17 protein-coding genes are annotated in these 21,318 nt (G+C 72.2%); 8 read left to right on the forward strand and 9 right to left on the reverse strand.

From position 1 onward, the window contains the following. Nucleotides 1–75: 75 nt before the first annotated feature. The 3 genes from F7Q99_RS00910 to map all read right to left on the reverse strand — a co-directional run bounded on the left by F7Q99_RS00910 (nucleotide 76) and on the right by map (nucleotide 4,963). The gene (locus F7Q99_RS00910; protein WP_230210123.1) at nucleotides 76–2,370 is read right to left on the reverse strand and encodes a transglycosylase domain-containing protein; all 2,295 of its coding nucleotides are present in this window, start codon (nucleotides 2,368–2,370) and stop codon (nucleotides 76–78) included. A gap of 166 nt (nucleotides 2,371–2,536) precedes the next feature. Beyond that, a complete protein-coding gene (locus F7Q99_RS00915) occupies nucleotides 2,537–4,021 on the reverse strand; it encodes an alpha/beta hydrolase (RefSeq protein WP_153459625.1) in 1,485 nt (494 codons plus the stop codon). Nucleotides 4,022–4,195: 174 nt separating this feature from the next. Beyond that, on the reverse strand, nucleotides 4,196–4,963 hold the full coding sequence (map, locus tag F7Q99_RS00920; protein WP_153459626.1) for a type I methionyl aminopeptidase: 768 nt from the start codon (nucleotides 4,961–4,963) through the stop codon (nucleotides 4,196–4,198). A 242-nt stretch (nucleotides 4,964–5,205) separates the two neighbouring features. On the opposite strand from map, the gene F7Q99_RS00925 reads away from it, so the two are divergent. Together F7Q99_RS00925 and F7Q99_RS00930 are read left to right on the forward strand one after the other, a co-directional pair. Next, entirely contained in the window at nucleotides 5,206–6,579 is a 1,374-nt protein-coding gene (locus F7Q99_RS00925) for an FAD-dependent oxidoreductase (RefSeq protein ID WP_326846114.1), read from the forward strand. A 153-nt stretch (nucleotides 6,580–6,732) separates the two neighbouring features. Then, a complete protein-coding gene (locus F7Q99_RS00930) occupies nucleotides 6,733–7,002 on the forward strand; it encodes a helix-turn-helix domain-containing protein (RefSeq protein ID WP_153459628.1) in 270 nt (89 codons plus the stop codon). 53 nt (nucleotides 7,003–7,055) lie between these two features. On the opposite strand, the gene F7Q99_RS00935 is transcribed toward F7Q99_RS00930, so the two are convergent. The 4 genes from F7Q99_RS00935 to F7Q99_RS00950 all read right to left on the reverse strand — a co-directional run bounded on the left by F7Q99_RS00935 (nucleotide 7,056) and on the right by F7Q99_RS00950 (nucleotide 12,064). Beyond that, nucleotides 7,056–8,450: an ABC transporter substrate-binding protein gene (locus F7Q99_RS00935; protein WP_326846115.1), complete on the reverse strand. Its 1,395-nt coding sequence runs from the start codon at nucleotides 8,448–8,450 to the stop codon at nucleotides 7,056–7,058. Nucleotides 8,451–8,495: 45 nt separating this feature from the next. Further along, the gene (locus tag F7Q99_RS00940; RefSeq protein WP_230210125.1) at nucleotides 8,496–9,377 is read right to left on the reverse strand and encodes a carbohydrate ABC transporter permease; all 882 of its coding nucleotides are present in this window, start codon (nucleotides 9,375–9,377) and stop codon (nucleotides 8,496–8,498) included. After that, nucleotides 9,374–10,294 (reverse strand): carbohydrate ABC transporter permease, encoded by a 921-nt coding sequence (locus F7Q99_RS00945; protein WP_153459629.1) that lies wholly within the window; start codon nucleotides 10,292–10,294, stop codon nucleotides 9,374–9,376. The genes F7Q99_RS00940 and F7Q99_RS00945 overlap by 4 nt, the downstream gene beginning before the upstream one ends. Nucleotides 10,295–10,510: 216 nt before the next feature. Continuing rightward, nucleotides 10,511–12,064, reverse strand: a complete 1,554-nt coding sequence (locus F7Q99_RS00950) for a SulP family inorganic anion transporter (RefSeq protein WP_326846116.1) — start codon at nucleotides 12,062–12,064, stop codon at nucleotides 10,511–10,513. A gap of 699 nt (nucleotides 12,065–12,763) precedes the next feature. On the opposite strand from F7Q99_RS00950, the gene gcl reads away from it, so the two are divergent. Both gcl and F7Q99_RS00960 read left to right on the forward strand, forming a co-directional pair. Then, complete coding sequence (gene gcl, locus F7Q99_RS00955; RefSeq protein ID WP_153459631.1) at nucleotides 12,764–14,545, forward strand: glyoxylate carboligase; 1,782 nt, start codon at nucleotides 12,764–12,766, stop codon at nucleotides 14,543–14,545. Nucleotides 14,546–14,687: 142 nt separating this feature from the next. Further along, nucleotides 14,688–15,176 carry a glutathione peroxidase gene (locus F7Q99_RS00960; RefSeq protein ID WP_326846117.1) on the forward strand — a complete coding sequence of 163 codons (489 nt, stop codon included), beginning with the start codon at nucleotides 14,688–14,690 and terminating at the stop codon, nucleotides 15,174–15,176. Between the two features lie 46 nt (nucleotides 15,177–15,222). On the opposite strand, the gene F7Q99_RS00965 is transcribed toward F7Q99_RS00960, so the two are convergent. Then, nucleotides 15,223–16,143, reverse strand: coding sequence for a LysR family transcriptional regulator (locus F7Q99_RS00965; protein WP_153459633.1), 921 nt, complete (start codon nucleotides 16,141–16,143; stop codon nucleotides 15,223–15,225). Nucleotides 16,144–16,239: 96 nt separating this feature from the next. On the opposite strand from F7Q99_RS00965, the gene F7Q99_RS00970 reads away from it, so the two are divergent. From F7Q99_RS00970 to F7Q99_RS00985, 4 genes are all read left to right on the forward strand, one after another. Beyond that, a complete protein-coding gene (locus F7Q99_RS00970) occupies nucleotides 16,240–16,944 on the forward strand; it encodes a succinate dehydrogenase cytochrome b subunit (RefSeq protein ID WP_153459634.1) in 705 nt (234 codons plus the stop codon). Further along, on the forward strand, nucleotides 16,941–18,887 hold the full coding sequence (locus F7Q99_RS00975; protein WP_326846118.1) for a fumarate reductase/succinate dehydrogenase flavoprotein subunit: 1,947 nt from the start codon (nucleotides 16,941–16,943) through the stop codon (nucleotides 18,885–18,887). Before F7Q99_RS00970 ends, F7Q99_RS00975 begins: the two co-directional genes overlap by 4 nt. Next, nucleotides 18,884–19,624 carry a succinate dehydrogenase/fumarate reductase iron-sulfur subunit gene (locus F7Q99_RS00980; RefSeq protein WP_153459635.1) on the forward strand — a complete coding sequence of 247 codons (741 nt, stop codon included), beginning with the start codon at nucleotides 18,884–18,886 and terminating at the stop codon, nucleotides 19,622–19,624. Before F7Q99_RS00975 ends, F7Q99_RS00980 begins: the two co-directional genes overlap by 4 nt. 364 nt (nucleotides 19,625–19,988) lie before the next feature. Beyond that, nucleotides 19,989–20,291: a hypothetical protein gene (locus tag F7Q99_RS00985; protein ID WP_153459636.1), complete on the forward strand. Its 303-nt coding sequence runs from the start codon at nucleotides 19,989–19,991 to the stop codon at nucleotides 20,289–20,291. Nucleotides 20,292–20,299: 8 nt separating this feature from the next. Here the strand turns inward: F7Q99_RS00985 and F7Q99_RS00990 are convergent, their stop codons facing one another. After that, nucleotides 20,300–21,235 carry a DUF2797 domain-containing protein gene (locus tag F7Q99_RS00990; protein WP_195910966.1) on the reverse strand — a complete coding sequence of 312 codons (936 nt, stop codon included), beginning with the start codon at nucleotides 21,233–21,235 and terminating at the stop codon, nucleotides 20,300–20,302. Nucleotides 21,236–21,318 lie beyond the last annotated feature (83 nt).

Below are 21,318 nucleotides of genomic sequence, written 5' to 3' on the forward strand. Positions count from 1 at the left end.
ACCCTCCCCCAATCCGGCCCGCCGCGGCCCCGCATGAGTACGGGCACTCATGCGGGGCCGCGGCGTTGCTCCGGGTCATTCGTCGGACGGGTCGGGCGGGGTGGTGTTGTGCGGCTTTCCGCCGGGGCGGCCCGGCTGCGGGCGACCGGGCTGCGGGCTGCCGGACTGCGGGCTGCCCGGCTGGGCGGTGCCGCTGCCGGAGCCGGACGGGGTGCCGCTCGGGTTCTCGGGGTCGCGCTTGGGCGGGTCCGGGATGTAGACGGTCGGGAACTCCTTGTCGGGCATGGTGCGGACCGCGTCGCTCATGGCCTGCTGCCAGATCGGCCCGGGGCCGGTCGCGCCGAAGACCTCGTCCTGGTAGTGGCCGCCGATCCGGATGTTCTTCATCGGCACCTTGGTGCCCGGACTGCCCAGCCAGACCGAGGCGGCCAGGTTGCCCGTGTAGCCGCTGAACCAGGCCGACTTCTTCTCGTCCGTGGTGCCGGTCTTGCCGGCGATCTGGCGGTTGTCGTCGAGGTTGAGGTCCTTGGCGGTGCCCTTCTCGGTCACGCCGAGGAGCACGCTGTTGACGACGTCGGCGGTGCTCTCGGACATCACCCGGTCGCACTTGGCCGGGGCCACCGGGACGTCCTTGCCGTCCACCGTGCTGATCCGGTTGATCGCCACCGGCGCGCAGTAGGTGCCGCGGGCGGCGAAGCTCGCGTACACGTCGGCCATCACCAGCGGGCTGACCTCCTGGGTGCCGAGGCCGAGCGCGGGCAGCTCCTGGAGCGGCTCGCCGCTCGCCTTGCCCGCCACGCCGAGCTTGTTGGCCATCTGCTTGACGGCGCAGAGGCCGATCTCCTGCTCCATCTGCACGAAGTAGGTGTTCACCGAGAGGGCCATCGCCTCCTTGAGCTCGTAGGGGCCGACCTCCCTCGGGCTCTCGTTCGGGATGGTGCCTTCCTTCTTGCCCTTGCTCAGGTTCTTCCAGGTGCCGTCGCAGGTCTTCATCGTCGGCCAGTCCATGCGGTTGGGCGAGTCGTACCGCTGGGTGGGCGGCAGTCCGGCCTCCAGGGCGGCGGCGGCCACGATGGGCTTGAAGTTGGAGCCGGGCTGGAAGCCGACGCCGCCGCCCATCGCCGCGTCCACGTTGTAGTTGACGACGGTCTCGTTCTTCTCCTTGTCGAGACCGTAGGGCCGGGTCTGGGCCATCGCGAGGATCTTGCCGGTGCCCGGTTCGACCATCGTCATCGCCGCCGACACCGGGTCCGTGACGAACACCCGCTCGGAGACGGCCTTCTGGGCGGCGGCCTGCTTCTCCGGGTCCATGGTGGTGTAGATGTTGAGGCCGCCCTGGTCCCAGAGCTTCTTGCGGTCGGCGGCGTTCTTGCCGAACACCGGGTCCTGCTTGACGACGTGGCGCACGTAGTCGCAGAAGAAGCCCATGCCGGCCCTGGCGGTGATGCAGCCGTTCTGCGGGTCGCGGTAGCGCAGCCCGAGCGGGGCGGCCTTGGCCTCCCTGGCCTGGTCCGCGGTGATGTGCCGGTTCTCCACCATCTTGTCGATGACGGTGTCCCGGCGCTTCTGCGCGGCCACCGGGTGCAGCTTCGGGTCGTACTGGGACGGGTTCTGCACCAGGCCCGCGAGCATGGCCGCCTCGGGGAGGGTCAGGTCCTTGGCGTCCTTGCTGAAGTACCGCTGGGCGGCCGCCTCGATGCCGTACGCCTGGTGGCCGTAGAAGGTGATGTTGAGGTAGTTGGTGAGGATCTGGTCCTTCGGCAGGTCCTCTTCCAGCTTGATGGCGTACTTGAGTTCCTGGATCTTGCGGCCCAGGGTCTTGCGCTGCGCCTCCGCCACCGCCACCGGGTCGTCGCCGGCCTTCTCCACGTTGACGTTCTTCACGTACTGCTGGGTCAGGGTGGACGCGCCCTGGACGGTCGCGCCGCTCTCCGCGTTCTTGGTGATGGCCCGCAGGATGCCCTTGAGGTCAACAGCGCCGTGCTCGTAGAAACGGGCGTCCTCGATGTCCACCTGCGCGTGGCGCATGAACGGCGACATCTGGTCGGCGGGTATGACGGTGCGGTCGCGTTCGTAGACCTTGGCGATCAGGCCGCCCTTGGCGTCGAAGATCTGCGTCGCCTGGGTGAGCGGCGGGGTCTTGAAGTCGTCGGGGATGTTCTCGAAGCTCTCGGCGCCGTTCTTCGCGCCGAGGCCGACCGCCCCGGCCGCGGGGAGCACGATCCCCGCCAGTAGCACGCCGCCGAGCACGCTGGAGCCGAGGAACGTGACCGCATGGCCGACCATGCCGAGCGGGCTCTCACGGCGCCGGGGGCGCGGCACCCAGGTGTCGCCCGGATCCTGGGCAGGTATGCGGCTCTTCGGTGACATAGCTGGAACACTACGTCCGCGAAAAGCCCGCAAGGGGCGGGTGTTGGCCAACCTTTGTCACAAATCCGCGACAGATTCGACTCATTCCAGCCGGTCTTTCCGGTGCCGCGACGGAGACAAGGACCGTTCGCCCACGGCCCGTTGTCCCCGCCTGCTGTGAAGCGGCTCAGCCGGCCGGGCAGTAGGTGTCGTCGGCCGGGCGGCGGCCGGTGACCAGGAAGTCCGTCACCACGGCGTCGCCGCACGGGTTTCCGTTGGCCACGTAGACGTCGTGGCCGCCGGAGTCGACCGTCACCATGCGGGCGCGGTCGCTGAGGGCCTCGCGCAGCTTCAGGGCGCCCCGGTAGGGGGTGGCGGGGTCGCGCAGGTTCTGGGCGAGGAGGATGTTCGCCGGGCCCCGGTCGGTGACCCGGACGGGCGGCTCGGCGGGGGCGAACGGCCAGAAGGCGCAGGGCATCACGTTGACCGGCATGCCGGCGGTGAGCGGACGGGCGGCGCGCTCGGCGGCGACGTCCTTGGCGTAGGCGGCCGGGTCGGCGGGCCAGGTGACGTCGTTACAGAGGGTGCCGACGGAGACGGCGACGGTGTTCTGCACCGCCTGCGCCACCGGTTCGGGCAGCGGGGCGGCGGCGGGCAGCGGGCGGCGGCCGAGGCCGGCCAGCATCAGCCGGGCGAGGTCGGGGAACTTCGCGTCCGCGTACAGGCTTTCCAGCATGGTCTCGCGCAGCACGTTGCCGTTCAGCTCGGCCGGGTTGGCGCCGGGCCAGGGCAGCGGGGCGCGGTCCAGGCGGGCGGCGAGGTCGAGGAAGAGCGGGCGGACCTCCTCGGGCGTGTCTGCGACCCGGTCCGGATTGCCGGGCGCGGCGGCCCACCTGGCGAAGTCGGGGAAGCGGTCCTCCGCGCCGGGGCCGTAGTTGGCGAGCCAGCCGCGCTCGACCTTCGACGGGTCCGGGTCGTCGTTGCTGTCGAGCACGATCCGGTCGGTCTGCCGGGGGAACATGGTGGCGTAGACGGCGCCCGCGTAGGTGCCGTACGAGGTGCCCCAGGCGGAGAGGCGGCGCTCGCCGAGGGCCTGGCGGATGCGGTCGATGTCGCGGGCCTCGTTGGGGGTGGAGATGCTGCGCAGCACCGGGCCGCCGTTGCGGGCGCAGGTCTCGGCGAGCCGGCGGGCGGTCGCGACGTTGCCGTCGATCGAGCCGTCGGCGGCCGGCCAGGGGCGCAGCTTGACCATCGCGAGGTCGGCCGTGTCCAGGCCGCAGCTGACCGGGGTGGAGCGACCGACGCCGCGCGGGTCGAAGCCGACCAGGTCGTAGCGGTCGAGGACGGACTGCGGGAGGCGCTTGGCCGCGCTGGTCGGGATGTCCAGGCCGGTGCCGCCGGGGCCGCCGGGGATGGTGAGCAGGACGCCGTGGCGCAGGCCGGGGTTTGCGGCGGGGATCCGGGAGATCACGAGGGTGATCTGCTCGCCGTCCGGATCGTCGTAGTCGAGCGGGACGGTGACGGTGGCGCACTGCTGGCGGGGGTCGGTCTTGCCCTGGCAGGCCGTCCAGGTGGGGCCCTTGCTCGCTGCCGCGGCGGGCAGGGCGGTGAGGACGGTGAGGGCGAGCGCGGCGGCGGTGGCGGCTGCGGCGGTGCGGTTGAAGTTCGGCATGGCCAGAATTCTTCGCCGGAACGCCGTTCGGCCCCATCCGGGCAACTGGCCGATCGCCGGTGGGGCAATCCCCCGCATGCCCGGGGTGGTGTTCCTCCTCCACGCCCCCTGATCACGCCGATATCACGTCAACTACTCTGTCTGGCCGGCCAGTTTACGAAGTGGGCGGTCGACCTACGGAAGGGTCAGGATCCGCGGGCCGTCCTCGGTGATGGCGACGGTGTGCTCGATGTGGGCGGCGCGGGTGCCGTCGGAGGTGCGCAGGGTCCAGCCGTCGGCGTCGGTGCGGTGATCGTCGCGGCCGCCCGCGATGAGCATCGGCTCGATCGCGAGCACCAGGCCCGGGCGCAGCGGGTAACCCCGGCCCGGCCGGCCCTCGTTGGGCAGGTGCGGATCCTCGTGCATGCGCCGCCCGATGCCGTGCCCGCCGAAGCCCTCCAGCAGGCCGTAGCGCCCGGCCCGGGCGACGGAACCCACCGCGTGCGCGATGTCGCCGATCCGGTTTCCGACCACGGCGGCGGCGATCCCGGCCTCCAAGGCGCGGCGGGTGGTGTCGATCAGCGCCTCGTCCTCCGGGCGGGCGGTGCCGACGGTGAAGCTGACGGCCGCGTCGCCCGCCCAGCCGTCGAGGACGGCGCCGCAGTCGATGCTGACGAGGTCGCCGTCGCGCAGCCGGTACCCGTCCGGGATGCCGTGCACCACGGCGTCGTTGACGGAGGCGCAGATGACCGCCGGGAAGGGCACTGGCGCGAAGGAGGGCCGGTAGCCGAGGAACGGCGAGCTCGCCCCGGCCGCCCGCAGCACGCCGTGCGCGACCTCGTCCAGCTCCAGCAGGCCGACCCCGACCGCCGCCTCCGCCCGTACGGCCGCCAGCGCGTTCGCGACCACGCGGCCGGCCTCGCGCATCGCGGCGAGGGCGGTGTCCGACTTGAGTTCGACCATGGTGATCCGGTGTCCTCTCGGGGGGCTCCAATTCTTATACCGGTATTTGTATCACGGCCGCTCGCGGGATGACGGCCGCATGACCGACCCGGGCCTCACCACGGTGAGGGACGGAACCGGGTCCGAATCCCCAGGTCGATGCCGCGCCCCGCCCGCCTGGCGCCGGGCGACCCCGGTTCTCGACCGAAGATCATCAAGCAGTAGGCTCGTTCCGCAACACGACGCGAACGAAGGGGAGCTCAGTGGCGCGGGTTGCGGTGATAGGCGGGGGTATGGGCGGGCTGGGGACGGCGCTCATGCTCGGTCGGCGGGGCCACACGGTCACGTTGTTTGAGCAGGACGCCCGGCAGGCCGGCGAGGACCTGAACCGGGACTTCTTCCACTGGGACAGGCCCCGAGTCCCGCAGGCCGACCAGCCCCACTCGTTCCTCGCGCCCGTACGCACCGTGTTGTGCACCGAGGCCCCTGATGTCTACGCGGACCTGCTGGCACGCGGAGCCCGGGAGTACCACGACTTCGACTGGTTCGGTGAGCATCCGCCGCATCGGGCCGGCGACGAGGACCTGGTGACCCTGCGCACCCGCCGTATCGTGCTGGAGGCCGCCCTGACCGCGGCGGTGCGGCGGGAACCCACCGTTGAGGTGCGGCGAGGCTGCCGGGTGCGCGCCCTCACCTTCGGCGAGGGCCGCCCGGTCCGGGTCACCGGTGTGCAGGTGGGCGCGGAAACGCACCGGGCGGACCTCGTCGTCGATGCGTCCGGTCGCCGCTCGCCGGTTCCCGCCTGGCTGATCGCGGCCGGCTGCCGCCCGCCCGTGGTCGAAAGCCACCGCACCGGGATCGCCTACCTGTGCCGCTGGTACCGCCTGCGCGCCGACGGCCCGCGTGACCCCGGGCGGGTGAGGACCGGTTCGGCCGCACCGTTCGCGCTCGCGGGCGTCTTCCCTTCCGACAACGACACCTTCGCGCTGAGCATGGTGCTCTCCACGGGCGATCCGACCCGCGGCGCGCTCACCGACCCCGCCGTGTTCGAGGCCGTCGCCCGCCGCTTCCCCGCCACCGCCGCCTGGCTCGACCTGGCCCCCGAACCGCACTCCGCCGTTCTGGCGATGGCCGGCCTCGACAACCGCTGGACTTCCCTCGTCGACGATGACGGCCCCGTCGTCACGGGCCTGGTCAACGCCGGGGACAGCCTCGTCCACACCAACCCCACCCTGGGCCATGGCGTGGCCCTCGGCCTGCTTGCCGCCCAGCACCTCGCCACCCACGTCGACCGGATCGCCGCGGACCCCATGGGCTACCACACCTGGACGGCACGGGTACTCCGCCCGTGGTTCGACGCGCAGGTGACGGCCGACCGCGCCAACGAGCAATGCCTCACCGAGAGCTCACCGTCCTCGGACCGGCGGGCTGCCGCCCTGGCCGCCTGCGCCTTCGACGATCCCGTCGTCATGCGGGCCCGTGCCCAGGTGCGCCATCTCCTGCGACCGGCCGACGACGCCTACGGCACCGACGAGGTGGACCGACACGTCACCGCCTGGCTGGCTGCCCGCCCGGACTTCACGCCACAGCACGACGGCCCGACCCGGGACCAGTGGGATGCGCTCATCCCGGGCTGAGCGCTTGCCCGGCACCTGGCACAGAAGCTGGGAGCTGCTCGGCCGCGCCTGGCCGGGGTGGGAGCCGCGCCGGACGTACGACGGCTCGGCCGAGCTGCGCAGCCAGCTCGTCGCGCAGGCGGCACCCGGGGAACAGGCTCTAGGATCGACGGCATGGTGAGGACTCCGCTGACGCCGTGGGAGCGCGAGCGTGGTGAGCGCTTCGGGGCGCTGCTGCGGGAGGCGCGTGGTGAGCGCAGCATGGTCGAGGTGGCGGCGGTGGCCGGTGTCTCGGCGGAGACGTTGCGCAAGATCGAGACGGGTCGGGCGCCGACGCCGTCGTTCTTCACCATCGCAGCGCTGGCGTTCGCGCTCGATCTGTCGTTGGACGAGCTGGCCGCGGCCTGCGCCGTCCAGGACGGCGGCGACGCGCTGTCCGCGTGACGCGAACGCCCGCCCGGCACGGGTGCGCCGGGCGGGCGGACTGCGGCGGAAGGTCAGCCCACCGAGCTGTTGTAGCCGTCGATCGCGGGCTGGAGCTCCTTGGCCGCGTCGGCGAGGGCCTGCTGGGCGCTCTTGGAGCCCTTGATGGTCTGCTCGATGGCGGTCTCCACGGCCTTGCGGGCCTGCGGCATCACGCCGAGCAGGCAGCCGGCGGTGGCCGGGGTGGGCTTGGTGGCCTTGAGCTGGTCGATGGCGGTCTGGAACTGCGGGTACTTGGCCACCCACTCCTTGTCCTTGGGGTCGTCCAGGGACTTGGTGTTGACCGGGAAGTAGCCGGTGCCGGTGTGCCAGGCGGCCTGCTGCTCGGCGGAGGTGAGGAACTTCTCGAACTCCCACGCGGCGCGCTTCTCCGCGTCGGAGTGGCCGGGCCCGCTGATCCACAGCGAGGCGCCGCCGATCACCGGGCCGCCCTGGGAGTTCGCGTCGACCTTCGGGAAGGGCGCGGTGCCGACGGTGAACTTGGCGGCCTCGGTGTAGCCGCGCAGGACGCCGGTCGACTCCAGGTGCATGGCGACGGTGCCGGACTTGAACGCCGCCTGGGCGTCGTCGGTGACGCGGCCGGTGTTGGCCGCGTAGCCGTTCCTGACCAGGTCGGCCCACCACTGGACGATCTGGGCGCCCTGGGCCGAGTCGAAGACGACCTTGCCCGCCTTGTTGCCGCGCCCGTTGTCCTGGTCGCAGTACATCGTGCCGGACTCGGCGAGCAGCTGCTCGACGAACCAGCCGTAGATGGCGGCGCCGAAGCCGTAGCGCACGGTCTGGCCGTTGGCGTCCTTCTTGGTCAGCTTCTGCGCGAGGTCGCCGAGTTCGGCGAGGTTCGTCGGCGGCTTGGCCGCGTCGAGGCCGGCCTCCTTGAAGGCGTCGGCGTTGAGGTAGAGCAGCGGCATCGAGGAGTTGAACGGCATGCTCGCGAGCTTGCCGCCGACCGAGTAGTAGTTGCGGATGTTCGGGTCGAGGTCGGCGAGCGAGTAGCCGTCCTTGTCGGCGAACGCCTGGGCGGGGATCGTCTGCCTGGAGTCGATCATGAAGCGGGTGCCGATGTCGTAGACCTGCACCAGGGCGGGGGTGCCCTTCTGCTGCACCGACGCCTTGTACTTGGCGACCAGCTCGTCGTACTTGCCCTGGAACTCGGCCTTGACCTCGATCTTGCCCTGGTGAGCGGCGTTGAACTGGCCCACCAGGCCGTTCAGCACATCCGCGTTCTTGCCGGTCATCGAGTGCCAGAACTCGACGGTGGTGACGCCGGAGGCCTGGTCGAGGGCCTGGGCGCCGGGCGCGGCCGCGTCGTTGGAGCCGCCGGAGCCCGAGGTGGAGTCACCGGAGCTGCAGGCGGTCAGGGACAGGCCGGCCACCAGCAGGGCCGCGAGCGCGCGTGCACTCTTCTTCACGGGGATTCTCTCTCTGTCGGGGGAGGGACAGGACGGACGAGCGGGTCAGCGGACGGCGCCCGCGGTCAGGCCGCGGACGATGTAGCGCTGGCCGAAGACCACCAGGGCGAGGGTGGGCAGCAGCGAGAGCACGACGCCGGCGAGGATCAGGCCGGGGTCGGCCATCTCGGAGTCGCGCAGCGAGGTGAGGCCGATCTGCAGGGTCTGCATGTTCGCCGTGCGCGTGATGATGAGCGGCCAGAAGTACTGGTTCCAGGCGGACAGGAACACGTAGATCGACAGCGCCGCGAGGGCGGGCTTGTTGAGCGGGACGACGATCCGCCACAGGAAGCGCCAGTGGCCGGCGCCGTCGATCCGGGCGGCGTCGCGCAGTTCGGCGGGGAGCTGCCGGAAAGACTGCCGCAGCATGAAGGTGCCGAAGCCGGAGGCGAGGAAGGGCAGCACCAGGCCGAAGTAGGTGTTGCCGAACCCCCAGCCCGACAGCGTCAGGTAGTTGGGGATGATGATGGCCTCCCACGGGACCATCAGGGTCGCCAGGAACACCCCGAACACCGCGGCCCGCGCCTTCACCGGCAGGAAGACGAAGGCGTACGCGGCCAGGATCGAGGTGAACAGCTGGGCGACGGTGATGGCGGTCGCCGTGATCGCCGAGTTGGCGTACTGCCGGGCCAGCGGGATGGTGTCGACGGCGCCGGTCAGGTTGCGCCCGGTGACCGAGTGGGGCACCAGCGCCGGCGGGTAGGAGGAGAGTTCGGACGGGCTCATGAACGCGCCGACGATCGCGTAGTACACCGGGAAGGCGACGGTGACGACGGCCGCGGCGAGCACCAGGTAGACGGTGGCGCGGGCGAGCAGCTCGCGCGGGGAGCGGCCGGCCAGGACGCGCGCCCGGGGCGCTTCACCGGCCTCGGTGGCCATCGTGGTCATGCGTAGTGCACCTTCCGTTCCAGGACACCGAACTGCACGGCCGTGCAGGCGAGGACGACCACGAGCAGCACCACGGCCTGCGCGCTCGCGGTGCCGAAGTCGCTGGAGCCGTAGGCGAAGGCCTTCTCGTACACCGAGTAGACGAGGGTGCGCGTGGCACCGTCCGGGCCGCCCTTGGTGAGGATGTGGATCTGGCCGAAACTCTGCAGCGAGTGGACGGTGGAGACCACGGTGAGGAAGAACAGGTGCGGGCCGAGCATCGGCACGGTGATCGAGCGGGCCAGCCGCAGCCCGGCGGCGCCGTCCAGCCGTGCCGCCTCCGTGATCTCGCCGGGGATCGAGCCGATGCCCGCCGAGAGCACCAGCACGTTGTAGCCGAGGCTCATCCACACCGTGGTGGCGGCCACCGACACCAGCGCGTACCGGTCGTCGGTGAGCCAGCCGACCGGGCCGAGGCCGAGGTGCGAGAGCAGGCCGTTGACCACCCCGCTGGCGGGGTTGAAGAAGACCGCGAACACGACCGACGCGCTGGCCACCGAGAAGGCGAACGGCAGTGCGAAGGCGGAGCGCAGCAGCCGGACGCCCCGGATCCCGGTCTCCAGGAGCAGCACCAGGACGAGCGCGCCGAGCACCCCGGGCACGACGGTGAGCAGCGTGAACAGGGCGGTGGTGACCAGCGTGCGCCGGAAGTCCGCCGAGGTCAGGAGGTCGGTGTAGTGCTGCCACCCGACGTAGCGCGAGGGCGCGCCGAACAGGTCGTTGGCGTGGGAGCTCAGGTAGAGGGTCCGCCCCAGCGGGTAGCCGATGAAGAGGGCGAAGACGACGAGTGAGGGCAGCAGGAAGGCCCAGGCGAGCCCGTGTTCGCCCCAGCGGTGTCGGCGCCGTGGGTGGGGCGCGGTGGGCGGTGCGGTCGGCATGGGTTGCGCGTCCGCCTTTCGTGACGTCGGTTCCGGCCGAAACCGTGTCTTGCCCGTGCGACGCGTTGGAAACCTGGTGATGAGCAACGGGTGTCCGCGGAATTACGCGTTCTCGTCAGATCCGGCCCTCCGGCTCCCGGCAGCCGGAAACGGCTCAACGGCTGGACCCGGTCCAGCCGTTGAGCCGCCGTGGGGTCCGGTCGGGATGACCGGCCGTCACGCCACCGTGGGCAGCGGCGGCTCGACCGCGAGCGGCGCCGAGCTGCGGGCCCGGTGCTGGGCGGCCCAGGAGGCGAGCGCCACCGTGCAGGCGTGGTCCAGGTGGCGCAGCCCGGACCAGTCCAGCTCCACCGGCCGGTCGGCCGGCAGCCGCTCCAGGGTGTCCAGCAGCCGGGGCAGCCGCAGGAAGGTCGCGTTGCCGCTCAGCCGGACGCGCTGCAGGGCCTCGCCCGAGGGCAGGCGCAGTTCCTCGACACCGATCTGCAGGTGCGAGGTCTGCCAGGCCGACTTCACCACCGCCAGGCCGACGCCGATCAGCACGCCCTCGAACAGGTCGGTGGCGATGATCGAGACCGCCGTCGCCCCGAGCACCAGCGCCTCGCCGCGGTGCTCCCGGCAGAGCGCCACGATCCGCCGGACCGGGACGAGCTTCGCGCCCGCGTGCACCAGCACGGCGGCCAGCGCGGCGAGCGGGACGAGGCCGAGCGCGCCGGGGAGCAGCGCGGTGAACAGCAGCAGCCAGAGCCCGTGCAGGGTGCGCGAGGCCCGGCTGCGTGCGCCGGCCTGGACGTTGGCCGCGCTGCGCACGATCACCGCCGTCATCGGCAGCGCGCCGAGCAGACCGCAGACGGTGTTGCCGATGCCCTGGGCGGTCAACTCGCGGTCGTAGTCGGTGCGCGGGCCGTGGTGCATCCGGTCGACGGCGGCGGCGCTGAACAGCGTCTCGGCGGAGGCGATCAGGGTGAACGCGACGACGGTGCCGAGGCCCGCGGTGCCGGCCAGGGCGCCGAGGCCGGCGCGGTCGGGCAGGTGGACGACGTCGAGCAGGCCGGAGACCCGGACCCGGGCCACCGGCAGGTCGGCGGCGGCGGTGACGGCGGCGGCGAGTCCGACGGCGGCCAGCGGAGCGGGGACGTTGCGGGCGAGCCCGGCCGGCAGGTGCTTCCAGAACACCAGCACCAGCACGGTGGCCACGCCGAGGGCGACCGCGCTCGGGGTGGCGGCGCCGGTGAGGGCGTCGCGCAGCAGGGCGGGCAGTCCGGCGATCTTCGCCGGGCCGGTGGCCGGGGCCCGGCGGTCGGCGAGCGCGTACAGCTGGCCGAAGAGCAGGGTCAGCCCGATGCCGGCCAGCATGCCGTGCACCACGGAGGCGGACATGGCGCGGAACCAGCGGCCCAGGCGTAAGGCGCCCATCGCCAGCTGGAGCAGGCCGGTGCCGAGGACGAGCAGTCCGAGCGCGCCGGGGCCGAAGTGCTGGACGGCCTCGTAGACGAGGACGGTCAGCCCGGCGGCCGGCCCGCTGACCTGGAGGCTGCTGCCGGGCAACAGGCCGACCACGAGGCCGCCGACGATGCCGGTCACCAGCCCGAGTTCGGCCGGGACGCCGGAGGCCACCGCCACCCCGACGCAGAGCGGCAGGGCCACCAGGAAGACCACCAGCGAGGCGGGGGCGTCGTAGCGCCAGGGAACGGCCTGGAGTGCGCGGAGTGCGCCGAGCGGTCGTCGGGGGCGGCCCGGCGGGCTCTTGGGACGGTGGGGCGGACGGCTCACCCGGTCACCGCCGGGTGCCGGAGGGGGTTGCAGCACATGGGTACGTCCTTCCGCGCGCCCGCGGCAACGGGCACGCTGTTGCTGGGCAGGGTGCATCGGGGCGGGCGACGGGCAGGGAGCGTCGGGGCGGGCGACGGGACGGGCCGCGCGGCGGAGGCGACATCGGTGCGTCGGCCGCCCGGGGCGGGCCTGGCGGCGGCACCGGGCGGGGGCGATGGGTGTCGGGTCGGTGCGGCAGGGGTGCGTCTCTCGCTCGGGTGCGGCGGACCGGGCGCGCTGGTCCTGGACGGGACCCGCCGCCGGAGCTCCCCGCTCCGCGGTCGGTCCCAAATCCCCCTGCCGCGGCCTCAGTTGGACGTCACGGGCCCGGCGTGCCACCGACGGTACCCACGGGCGCGAGAGCGGCCAACCTTGCACACCACCCCTTCACACCCACCGCACACCGGGCACGCATTCCGGCCCGGAACGGGCGCTCTCCCGGGCACACCAGCACGATCAACGGTCACGCGTACGAACCAGAGTCGCTCCGACCTGCATGTTCGGCCGACAGGGCCATCTTCCACATTCTGTTGAACCGACCCTTGACGCCCCGGCAGGCCCATCGTACGTTGTTTCCACATACAGAAACCGCTCTTCCGTATGGTGGAATTCTGGAGATGAGCCCTCCGACCCACTGCGGGCCGACGCAGGAGAAACCCGATGCCTCGTATGACAGCCGCCCGCGCGGCCGTGGAGATCCTCAAGCTCGAAGGCGTTGAGGTCGCGTTCGGCGTGCCGGGCGCGGCCATCAACCCCTTCTACGCCGCGCTCCAGGCCTCCGGCGGGATCAGGCACACCCTGGCCCGGCACGTCGAGGGCGCCTCCCACATGGCCGAGGGCTACACCCGCGCCAAGGCCGGCAACATCGGCGTCTGCATCGGCACCTCGGGCCCGGCCGGCACCGACATGATCACCGGCCTGTACTCGGCGATCGCCGACTCGATCCCGATCCTCGCCATCACCGGCCAGGCGCCCGTCGCCCGCCTGCACAAGGAGGACTTCCAGGCCGTCGACATCGCCTCGATCGCCAGGCCCGTCACCAAGGCCGCCACCACCGTGCTGGAGGCCGCGCAGGTCCCCGGCGTGTTCCAGCAGGCCTTCCACCTGATGCGCTCCGGCCGTCCGGGCCCGGTCCTGATCGACCTGCCCATCGACGTCCAGCTGACCGAGATCGACTTCGACCCGGAGGCCTACCAGCCGCTGCCGGTCTACAAGCCGTCCGCCAACCGGATCCAGATCGAGAAGGCCGTCGCGCTGCTCCAGGAGTCGCAGCGCCCGCTGATCGTCGCCGGCGGCGGCGTCATCAACGCCGACGCCTCCGCGCTGCTGCTGGAGTTCGCCGAGCTGACCGGCGTGCCGGTGGTCCCGACCCTGATGGGCTGGGGCATCGTCCCGGACGACCACGAGCTGAACGCCGGCATGGTCGGCCTGCAGACCTCGCACCGCTACGGCAACGAGAACTTCCTCGCCTCCGACTTCGTCCTCGGCATCGGCAACCGCTGGGCCAACCGCCACACCGGCGGCCTGGACGTCTACACGGCGGGCCGCGCGTTCGTCCACGTCGACGTCGAGCCCACCCAGATCGGCAGGATCTTCGCCCCCGACCTCGGCATCGCCTCCGACGCCAAGGCCGCGCTGGAGCTCTTCGTCGAGGTGGCCAAGGAGCTCAAGGCCGCCGGGCAGCTGAGGGACCGCAGCGAGTGGGCCGGCTCCACCCAGGCCCGCAGGGCCCGATTGCAGCGCCGCACCCACTTCGACAACGTGCCGCTCAAGCCGCAGCGCGTCTACGAGGAGATGAACAGGGCCTTCGGCCCGGAGACCCGCTACGTCACGACCATCGGCCTCTCCCAGATCGCCGGCGCGCAGATGCTGCACGTCTACAAGCCGCGGCACTGGATCAACTGCGGCCAGGCCGGCCCGCTCGGCTGGACCATCCCGGCCGCGCTCGGCGTCGCCACCGCCGACCCCGAGGGCCAGGTCGTCGCGCTCTCCGGCGACTACGACTTCCAGTTCATGATCGAGGAACTGGCCGTCGGCGCCCAGCACCGGATCCCCTACATCCACGTGCTGGTGAACAACTCCTACCTCGGCCTGATCCGCCAGGCGCAGCGGAACCTCGACATCGACTTCCAGGTCAAGCTGGAGTTCGAGAACATCAACGCGCCGGAGCTGGGCGTCTACGGCGTCGACCACGTCAGGGTCGCCGAGGGCCTGGGCTGCAAGGCGATCCGGGTCACCGAGCCGGAGGGCCTGCTGCCCGCGTTCGAGGAGGCCAAGAAGCTGGCCGCCGAGTTCCGCGTCCCGGTCGTCGTCGAGGCGATCCTGGAGCGGGTCACCAACATCTCGATGAGCGGCAACGACATCGACAAGGTCAACGAGTTCGAGGAGCTCGCCACCCTGCCCGAGCACGCGCCGACCGCCGTCCGGCCGCTGTCGCTCTGATCCCGCCGTGTGGGGGCGGACGAGCCGCTCCGTGCGCCCCCACACTCTCGGAACACCGGAGCCGTCGGCGTGGTTGACCCCTCCGGGGCCGCTACCGTAAACCCCGGAAGACGCCCTGACCGACCTGCCGAAAGGGACCACCGTGAGCCTGTACGACATTCCGCTGCGCACGCTGTCCGGCGAGGCCGCCTCGCTCGCCGACTACAAGGGCAAGGCGCTGCTGATCGTCAACGTCGCCTCCAAGTGCGGCCTCACCCCGCAGTACTCGGGCCTGGAGCGGCTCCACGAGCGCTACGCCGCACGCGGGTTCAGCGTGCTGGGCTTCCCGTCGAACCAGTTCGCCGCGCAGGAGCCGGGCACCGCGGAGGAGATCCAGACGTTCTGCTCCACCACCTACGGCGTGACGTTCCCGCTGTTCGAGAAGACCGACGTGAACGGTGACGACCGGCACCCGCTGTACGAGCAGCTCACCCGGAAGGCTGATGCCGAGGGTCAGGCCGGTGACGTCACCTGGAACTTCGAGAAGTTCGTCGTCTCGCCGGACGGCGTGGTCACCGCCCGGATCCGGCCGGGCGTCGACCCGGAGTCGGACGAGGTGATCGCCGCGATCGAGGCCGTGCTGCCGGCCTGATCCGGTTCGTGACGAAGGCCCGGGGCTTTGATGCTCCGGGCCTTCGTCAGATCAACAGCCGCGTGCCCGGCGGGAGTTCGCCGCACCGGGCGGCGTCGTGCAGGTGCGCGAGCAGCGTCGAGCGCAACGCGCCGGCGGCGCGGGTGAGCGGCACCTCGCGGCCGTGCGCGACGGCGATCGTGCGCCCCAGGCCCGGCCCCTCGAACGGGGTGACGGCGAGCCCCGAACGGGCCGCCACCATGCCGGGCAGCACGGCCGGCCCGAGCCCGGCCCGGACGAAGCCGAGCACCGCGTCCATCTCACCGCCCTCCACCGCGAACTCCGGCTCGAACCCGGCCGCCCGGCAGGCCGCCAGGGCCGCCTCCCGGACGTCGTAGCCCTCGCGGAACATCACCAGCGGCCGCCCGCGCAGCTCCGCCACCCGGGCCCACCGCCGGTCCCGCTCCTCGGCGGAGACCAACACCAGCTCCTCGTGCAGCAGTTCGGTGACGTCCAGGGCCGGCGCCGCCTCGCCGCTCGGCGGGGTGATGATCAGCGCGAGGTCCAGCTCCCCCGCCGCCAGCGAGCGGACCAGGTCACGTGAGCCGCCCTCGCGCACCACCAGCGCCACCCCCGGGTAGCGGTCCCGGAACACCCGCAGCACGTCCGGCACCAGGCTGGTGCACAGGCTCGGCGGCGCCCCGAGCCGGACGCGGCCGCGGCGCAGCTGGAGGGTCTCCTGGACGGCCAGACGGGCGCTCTCGGTGTCCGCCAGGATGCGCCGGGCCAGCGGCAGCAGCGCGTCCCCGGCATCGGTGAGGGCGATGTTGCCCCGGGTGCGGTGGAACAGCTCGGCACCCAACTCCCTCTCCAGCGCCCGGATCTGCTGCGACAGCGACGGCTGCGCGACGTGCACCGCCTCGGCGGCCCGGGTGAAGTGGCAGGTGTCTGCCACGGCCAGGAAGTAGCGGAGTTGCTGGAGCTGCATTCACCCAGCGTACGGCGCCCTGATAGGCACAGGCTATCGTCACGAGCCGCAGCATGTCTTGGACGCACCCTTGCGGCCGCTCCTACCGTTGCTGCCATGACAACCGCGACTCGGACGGCCCGGCACCCGTCCACCCTGCTGACCCTCTGGCGGTCGACCGTCGGCAAGAAGGCGGTCATGGCCGTCAGCGGACTGGTCATGCTGCTGTACCTGGTCGCGCACATGCTGGGGAACCTCAAGGTGTTCTTCGGCCCGGACGAGATCAACGGCTACGCGCACTGGCTGCGCACCCTCGGCGAGCCCTTCCTGCGGTACGAGTGGTTCCTCTGGATCGCCCGCGCCGGCCTGCTGGCCGCCGTGGTCGCGCACGGCGTCTCCGCCTACCAGCTCAGCCGGCGCGACCTCGCCGCCCGGCCGACCAAGTACGTGCACCAGCGCCGCCGCGCGAGCTACGCGACCCGGACCATGCGCTGGGGCGGGGTGATCCTCGCGCTGTTCATCGTCTGGCACATCCTCGACCTGACCACGCTCACCGTGAACCCGGCCGCCCAGCACGGCCACCCGTACCAGAACATCGTGGCCTCGTTCGGGCAGTGGTACAGCTGCGTGATCTACATCGTCGCGATGCTGGCCGTCGGCCTGCACGTCCGGCACGGCTTCTGGAGCGCCGCGCAGACCCTCGGCGCCAACAACGCCCGTACGGACCGGGTGCTGAAGCTGACCGCCAACGGCCTGGCCCTGGTGCTGACCGTGGGCTTCCTGTCCGTCCCCGTGGCCGTGATGACCGGAGTGGTGAAGTGAGCAGCTACGCCTCGTACACCGTCGGCGAGCCGATCGCCGACACCAAGGCCCCCGCCGGGCCGATCGAACAGCGCTGGGACCAGCGGCGGTTCGAGGCCAGGCTGGTCAACCCGGCCAACCGGCGCAAGCACACCGTGATCGTCGTCGGCACCGGCCTCGCCGGCGGCGCGGCCGGTGCCACCCTCGCCGAACAGGGCTACCACGTCGTCCAGTTCTGCTTCCAGGACTCACCGCGGCGCGCGCACTCCATCGCCGCCCAGGGCGGCATCAACGCGGCCAAGAACTACCGCAACGACGGCGACTCGATCCGCCGGCTGTTCTACGACACCGTCAAGGGCGGCGACTTCCGCGCCCGCGAGTCCAACGTGCACCGGCTCGCCCAGGTCTCGGTGGAGATCATCGACCAGTGCGTGGCCCAGGGCGTCCCGTTCGCCCGCGAGTACGGCGGCCTGCTGGACACCCGCTCCTTCGGCGGCGTCCAGGTCTCCCGCACCTTCTACGCCCGCGGCCAGACCGGCCAGCAGCTGCTGCTCGGCGCCTACCAGGCACTCTCCCGGCAGATCGCCGCCGGGAACGTGGAGATGCACGCGCGCACCGAGATGCTGGACCTGCTGGTCGTCGACGGCCGGGCCCGCGGCATCGTCGCCCGCGACCTCGTCACCGGCGAGATCCGCACCTACACCGCCGACGCCGTGGTCCTCGCCAGCGGCGGCTACGGCAACGTCTTCTACCTCTCCACCAACGCCAAGAACTCCAACGCCACGGCGATCTGGCGGGCCCACCGGCGCGGCGCCCACTTCGCCAACCCGTGCTTCACCCAGATCCACCCCACCTGCATCCCGCGCTCCGGCGACCACCAGTCCAAGCTCACCCTGATGAGCGAGTCGCTGCGCAACGACGGCCGGATCTGGGTGCCCAGGGCCAAGGGCGACAACCGGCCGCCGGCGCAGATCCCCGAGGACGAGCGGGACTACTACCTGGAGCGGATCTACCCGTCCTTCGGCAACCTGGTACCGCGCGACATCGCCTCCCGGGCCGCCAAGAACGTCTGCGACGAGGGCCGCGGCGTCGGCCCCGGCGGGCAGGGCGTGTACCTGGACTTCGCCGACGCCATCCGCCGGATGGGCCGCGACGCCGTCGCGGCCAGGTACGGCAACCTCTTCGACATGTACGAGCGGATCACCGCCGAGGACCCGTACCGGGTGCCGATGCGGATCTACCCGGCGATCCACTACACGATGGGCGGGCTCTGGGTCGACTACGACCTCCAGACCACCGTCCCCGGTCTGTTCGCCATCGGGGAGGCCAACTTCTCCGACCACGGCGCCAACCGGCTCGGCGCCAGCGCCCTCATGCAGGGCCTCGCGGACGGCTACTTCGTCCTCCCGCCCACCCTCAACGACTACCTGGCGCGCAACCCGCTGCCCGCCGTCCCCGCCGACCACCCGGCCGTCGCCTCGACGGAGGCCGAGGTCGAGGACCGGCTCAACCTCATCCTCGCGGTCAACGGCGACCGCACCCCGGACTCCTTCCACCGCGAACTCGGCGAACTCCTCTGGAACGAGTGCGGGATGGCCCGCGACGAGGCCGGCCTGCGCCGCGCCCTCGCCCGGATCCCGCAGCTGCGCGACGAGTTCTGGCACCGCATCAAGGTCCCCGGCACCGGGCAGGAGCTCAACCAGTCCCTGGAGAAGGCCAACCGGCTCGTCGACTACTTCGAGCTCGCCGAACTCATGTGCCTGGACGCCCTGCACCGCGCCGAGTCCTGCGGCGGCCACTTCCGCACCGAGAGCCAGACCCCGGACGGCGAGGCCGCCCGGCGCGACGAGGAGTACGGCTACGCCGCCGCCTGGGAGTTCACCGGCACCGGCACCGCCCCCGTCCTCCACCGCGAGGCGCTCGACTTCGAGTACGTCCACCCCACCCAGCGGAGCTACGCATGAACCTCACCCTGCGCATCTGGCGCCAGGCGGGCCCGGACGCACCCGGCTCGATGACCACCTACCAGGTCACCGGGATCAGCCCGGACATGTCCTTCCTGGAGATGCTCGACACCCTCAACGAGGAACTGATCACCCGCGGCGACCAGCCCGTCGCCTTCGACCACGACTGCCGCGAGGGCATCTGCGGCGCCTGCGGCATGGTCATCAACGGCCAGGCCCACGGCCCCGAGCGGACCACCACCTGCCAGTTGCACATGCGGCACTTCGAGGACGGCGACACCATCGACGTCGAGCCGTGGCGGGCCGCCGCCTTCCCGGTGGTCAAGGACCTGGTCGTGGACCGCTCCGCCTTCGACCGGATCATCGGCTCCGGCGGCTACATCACCGCCCCCACCGGCAGCGCCCCCGACGCGCACGCCACGCCCGTCCCCAAGGAGACCGCCGACACCGCCTTCGAGCACGCCGAGTGCATCGGCTGCGGCGCCTGCGTGGCCGCCTGCCCGAACGGCTCGGCGATGCTGTTCACCTCCGCCAAGGTGGTCCACCTCAACGTGCTCCCGCAGGGCGCGCCCGAACGCGCCTCCCGGGTGCGGAACATGGTCGCGGCCATGGACGCGGAGGGCTTCGGCGGCTGCACCAACACCGGCGAGTGCGCCACCGCCTGCCCGAAGGGCATCCCGCTCCCCAGCATCGCCGCGATGAACCGGGAGTACCTGCGGGCCGCCGCCCGCGGCTGACGCCCGTCCGCCGACCCTTTCGGGTCCTTTCCGGCCCCTTTCCTGCCCCTCGTCCGGCCCCTCGTGCGTGCACGAGGGGCCGCTGTCGTACGGGGCGTGCGCGGCTGAACATGCGCTCCCCGGAGGGGTGGTGGATCGTCAGGAGCCGCGCTGCCACGAGAGAATTCGCGCTACGGTGGTCCTCCGCTACGGAAGGACGGCATATGCCCGAGGTTCAGTCCTGTGCCGGCTGCGGCGGGTCCGGGGGGACCCAGAAGACCGAGGCCACGGTCGAACTGGACGAGGAAGGAAGCATGGTGCCGAGGATCCACACCTTCTGGTCCCCATGCGGTCGGTGCCACGGATCCGGGACGGTGATCGTCGGATGAGGTTGGTCTTCGAGTGCGTCGAGTGCGGTGGGCACTACCTGCCGCCGGAGAGCATGAGGTATCCGGACGGGCCGGCCTCGCCGGTCTGGTGCTCGCGCTGCCAGGCGGCGAAGCTGGCCGCCGGGGTCGGCGAGGACCCGCTGCTCGCCCGGCTGGCGCTGGCCGCCGCCTGCGCCGCGGCCGCCCGGCGGGCGACGGAAGGCGAGCCGCCCGCACGCTCCGACGTCCGGCCGTCACGGCCGCCGCTGTCCCTGCGGGCGCGCTCCGGTCCGGGCGGGCTGCGCAGCCGGCTGGGGTAGCACGCCGGTCAGAAGAGCGCCTCCTGGGTGTCCGGCTCCGGCGGGCGGACGCGCTCCTCCAGCGCCACCCCGGTGGTGGCCCGGCCGGCGACCGCGGTGAGCGTCCAGCCGGTGAGCAGCCGGGTGTCGAGGAGCAGCGGGCCGCTTCCGTCGGCCTGGTCCAGGAAGAGGTGACGGCCGACCGGCGGCCGCAGGGTGCCCGTGAGGACGGCGCCGTGGGCGAGCCCGCCGACGTACCGGTAGCTCTCCGGGGCGCCGCCGGCGAGGCCGAAGCGGTCGACGTGGTCGGTGACCGGACGGTCGGCGAGCAGCTCCAGGGCGTGGCCGTCCAGCAGCTGGTGCGCCCGGGCGCGGGCGTCGGCGAGGACCTCGCGGCGGTGCGGGGCGTCGCCGTGCGTCCACCAGCGGTCCGTCTTGGCGCGGCTCTTGAAGCGCTCGCGGGCCAGGCCCGAGGCGGCGACGGTGAGTTCGGCGCGTCGGATCGCCGGCAGGCCGCCACGGGCGGTGAACACGTAGGCGAGCGCGCCCTGTTCGAGCAGCCGGCTGTCGCCGCGCTGCTCGGCGGTGAGGCCGACCTTGAGCAGGCCGTCGCCGAACCAGGCGAGGTAGAGCAGGTAGGTGCGGCCGTCGTCGAGGATCTGGTCCCGGGCGAGGGCGAGGCCGCGGTCGACGCTCTGGCAGGCCGGGCACTGCACGGCGCCGCCGTGCGGGTCGATCGCGGCGTGGTGCGGGCACGGGGTGCGCTCGGTGGCACCGGCCAGCCAGGCCCCGGTGCAGCGGCGCGGCCCGCCGAGCAGCCAGCCGACCTCGGTGCCCGCGGCGACGACGCGCTCGTGCGTCCGGGTGCCGTGCACGGCGCCGAGCCGCGGTCGGCCCTCGTGCCAGCTCAGGCCGGTGGAGATCCAGCCACCGGGCCGGTCCGGGTGCTGTGGTGCGGTCGTCACGTCTGTCCCTCCCCGTCGGAACAGAGAGGCTACCTGCCGGCACTGACAGCGGGCACGGCCGCCCGGGAAGAGTCGTGGGATCG

The sequence above is a fragment of the Streptomyces kaniharaensis genome (genome assembly GCF_009569385.1).
Lineage (GTDB): Bacteria > Actinomycetota > Actinomycetes > Streptomycetales > Streptomycetaceae > Kitasatospora > Kitasatospora kaniharaensis.

What these genes read in the sequence shown, in the direction of transcription:
- F7Q99_RS00930 (WP_153459628.1), top strand. Translation starts at nt 6,733, where the DNA reads ATGGTGAGGACTCCGCTGACGCCGTGGGAGCGCGAGCGTGGTGAGCGC.
- F7Q99_RS00915 (WP_153459625.1), bottom strand. Translation starts at nt 4,021, where the DNA reads ATGCCGAACTTCAACCGCACCGCCGCAGCCGCCACCGCCGCCGCGCTC.
- F7Q99_RS00965 (WP_153459633.1), bottom strand. Translation starts at nt 16,143, where the DNA reads ATGCAGCTCCAGCAACTCCGCTACTTCCTGGCCGTGGCAGACACCTGC.
- F7Q99_RS00985 (WP_153459636.1), top strand. Translation starts at nt 19,989, where the DNA reads ATGAGGTTGGTCTTCGAGTGCGTCGAGTGCGGTGGGCACTACCTGCCG.
- F7Q99_RS00910 (WP_230210123.1), bottom strand. Translation starts at nt 2,370, where the DNA reads ATGTCACCGAAGAGCCGCATACCTGCCCAGGATCCGGGCGACACCTGG.
- F7Q99_RS00945 (WP_153459629.1), bottom strand. Translation starts at nt 10,294, where the DNA reads ATGCCGACCGCACCGCCCACCGCGCCCCACCCACGGCGCCGACACCGC.
- F7Q99_RS00970 (WP_153459634.1), top strand. Translation starts at nt 16,240, where the DNA reads ATGACAACCGCGACTCGGACGGCCCGGCACCCGTCCACCCTGCTGACC.
- F7Q99_RS00980 (WP_153459635.1), top strand. Translation starts at nt 18,884, where the DNA reads ATGAACCTCACCCTGCGCATCTGGCGCCAGGCGGGCCCGGACGCACCC.
- map (WP_153459626.1), bottom strand. Translation starts at nt 4,963, where the DNA reads ATGGTCGAACTCAAGTCGGACACCGCCCTCGCCGCGATGCGCGAGGCC.
- gcl (WP_153459631.1), top strand. Translation starts at nt 12,764, where the DNA reads ATGCCTCGTATGACAGCCGCCCGCGCGGCCGTGGAGATCCTCAAGCTC.
- F7Q99_RS00940 (WP_230210125.1), bottom strand. Translation starts at nt 9,377, where the DNA reads ATGACCACGATGGCCACCGAGGCCGGTGAAGCGCCCCGGGCGCGCGTC.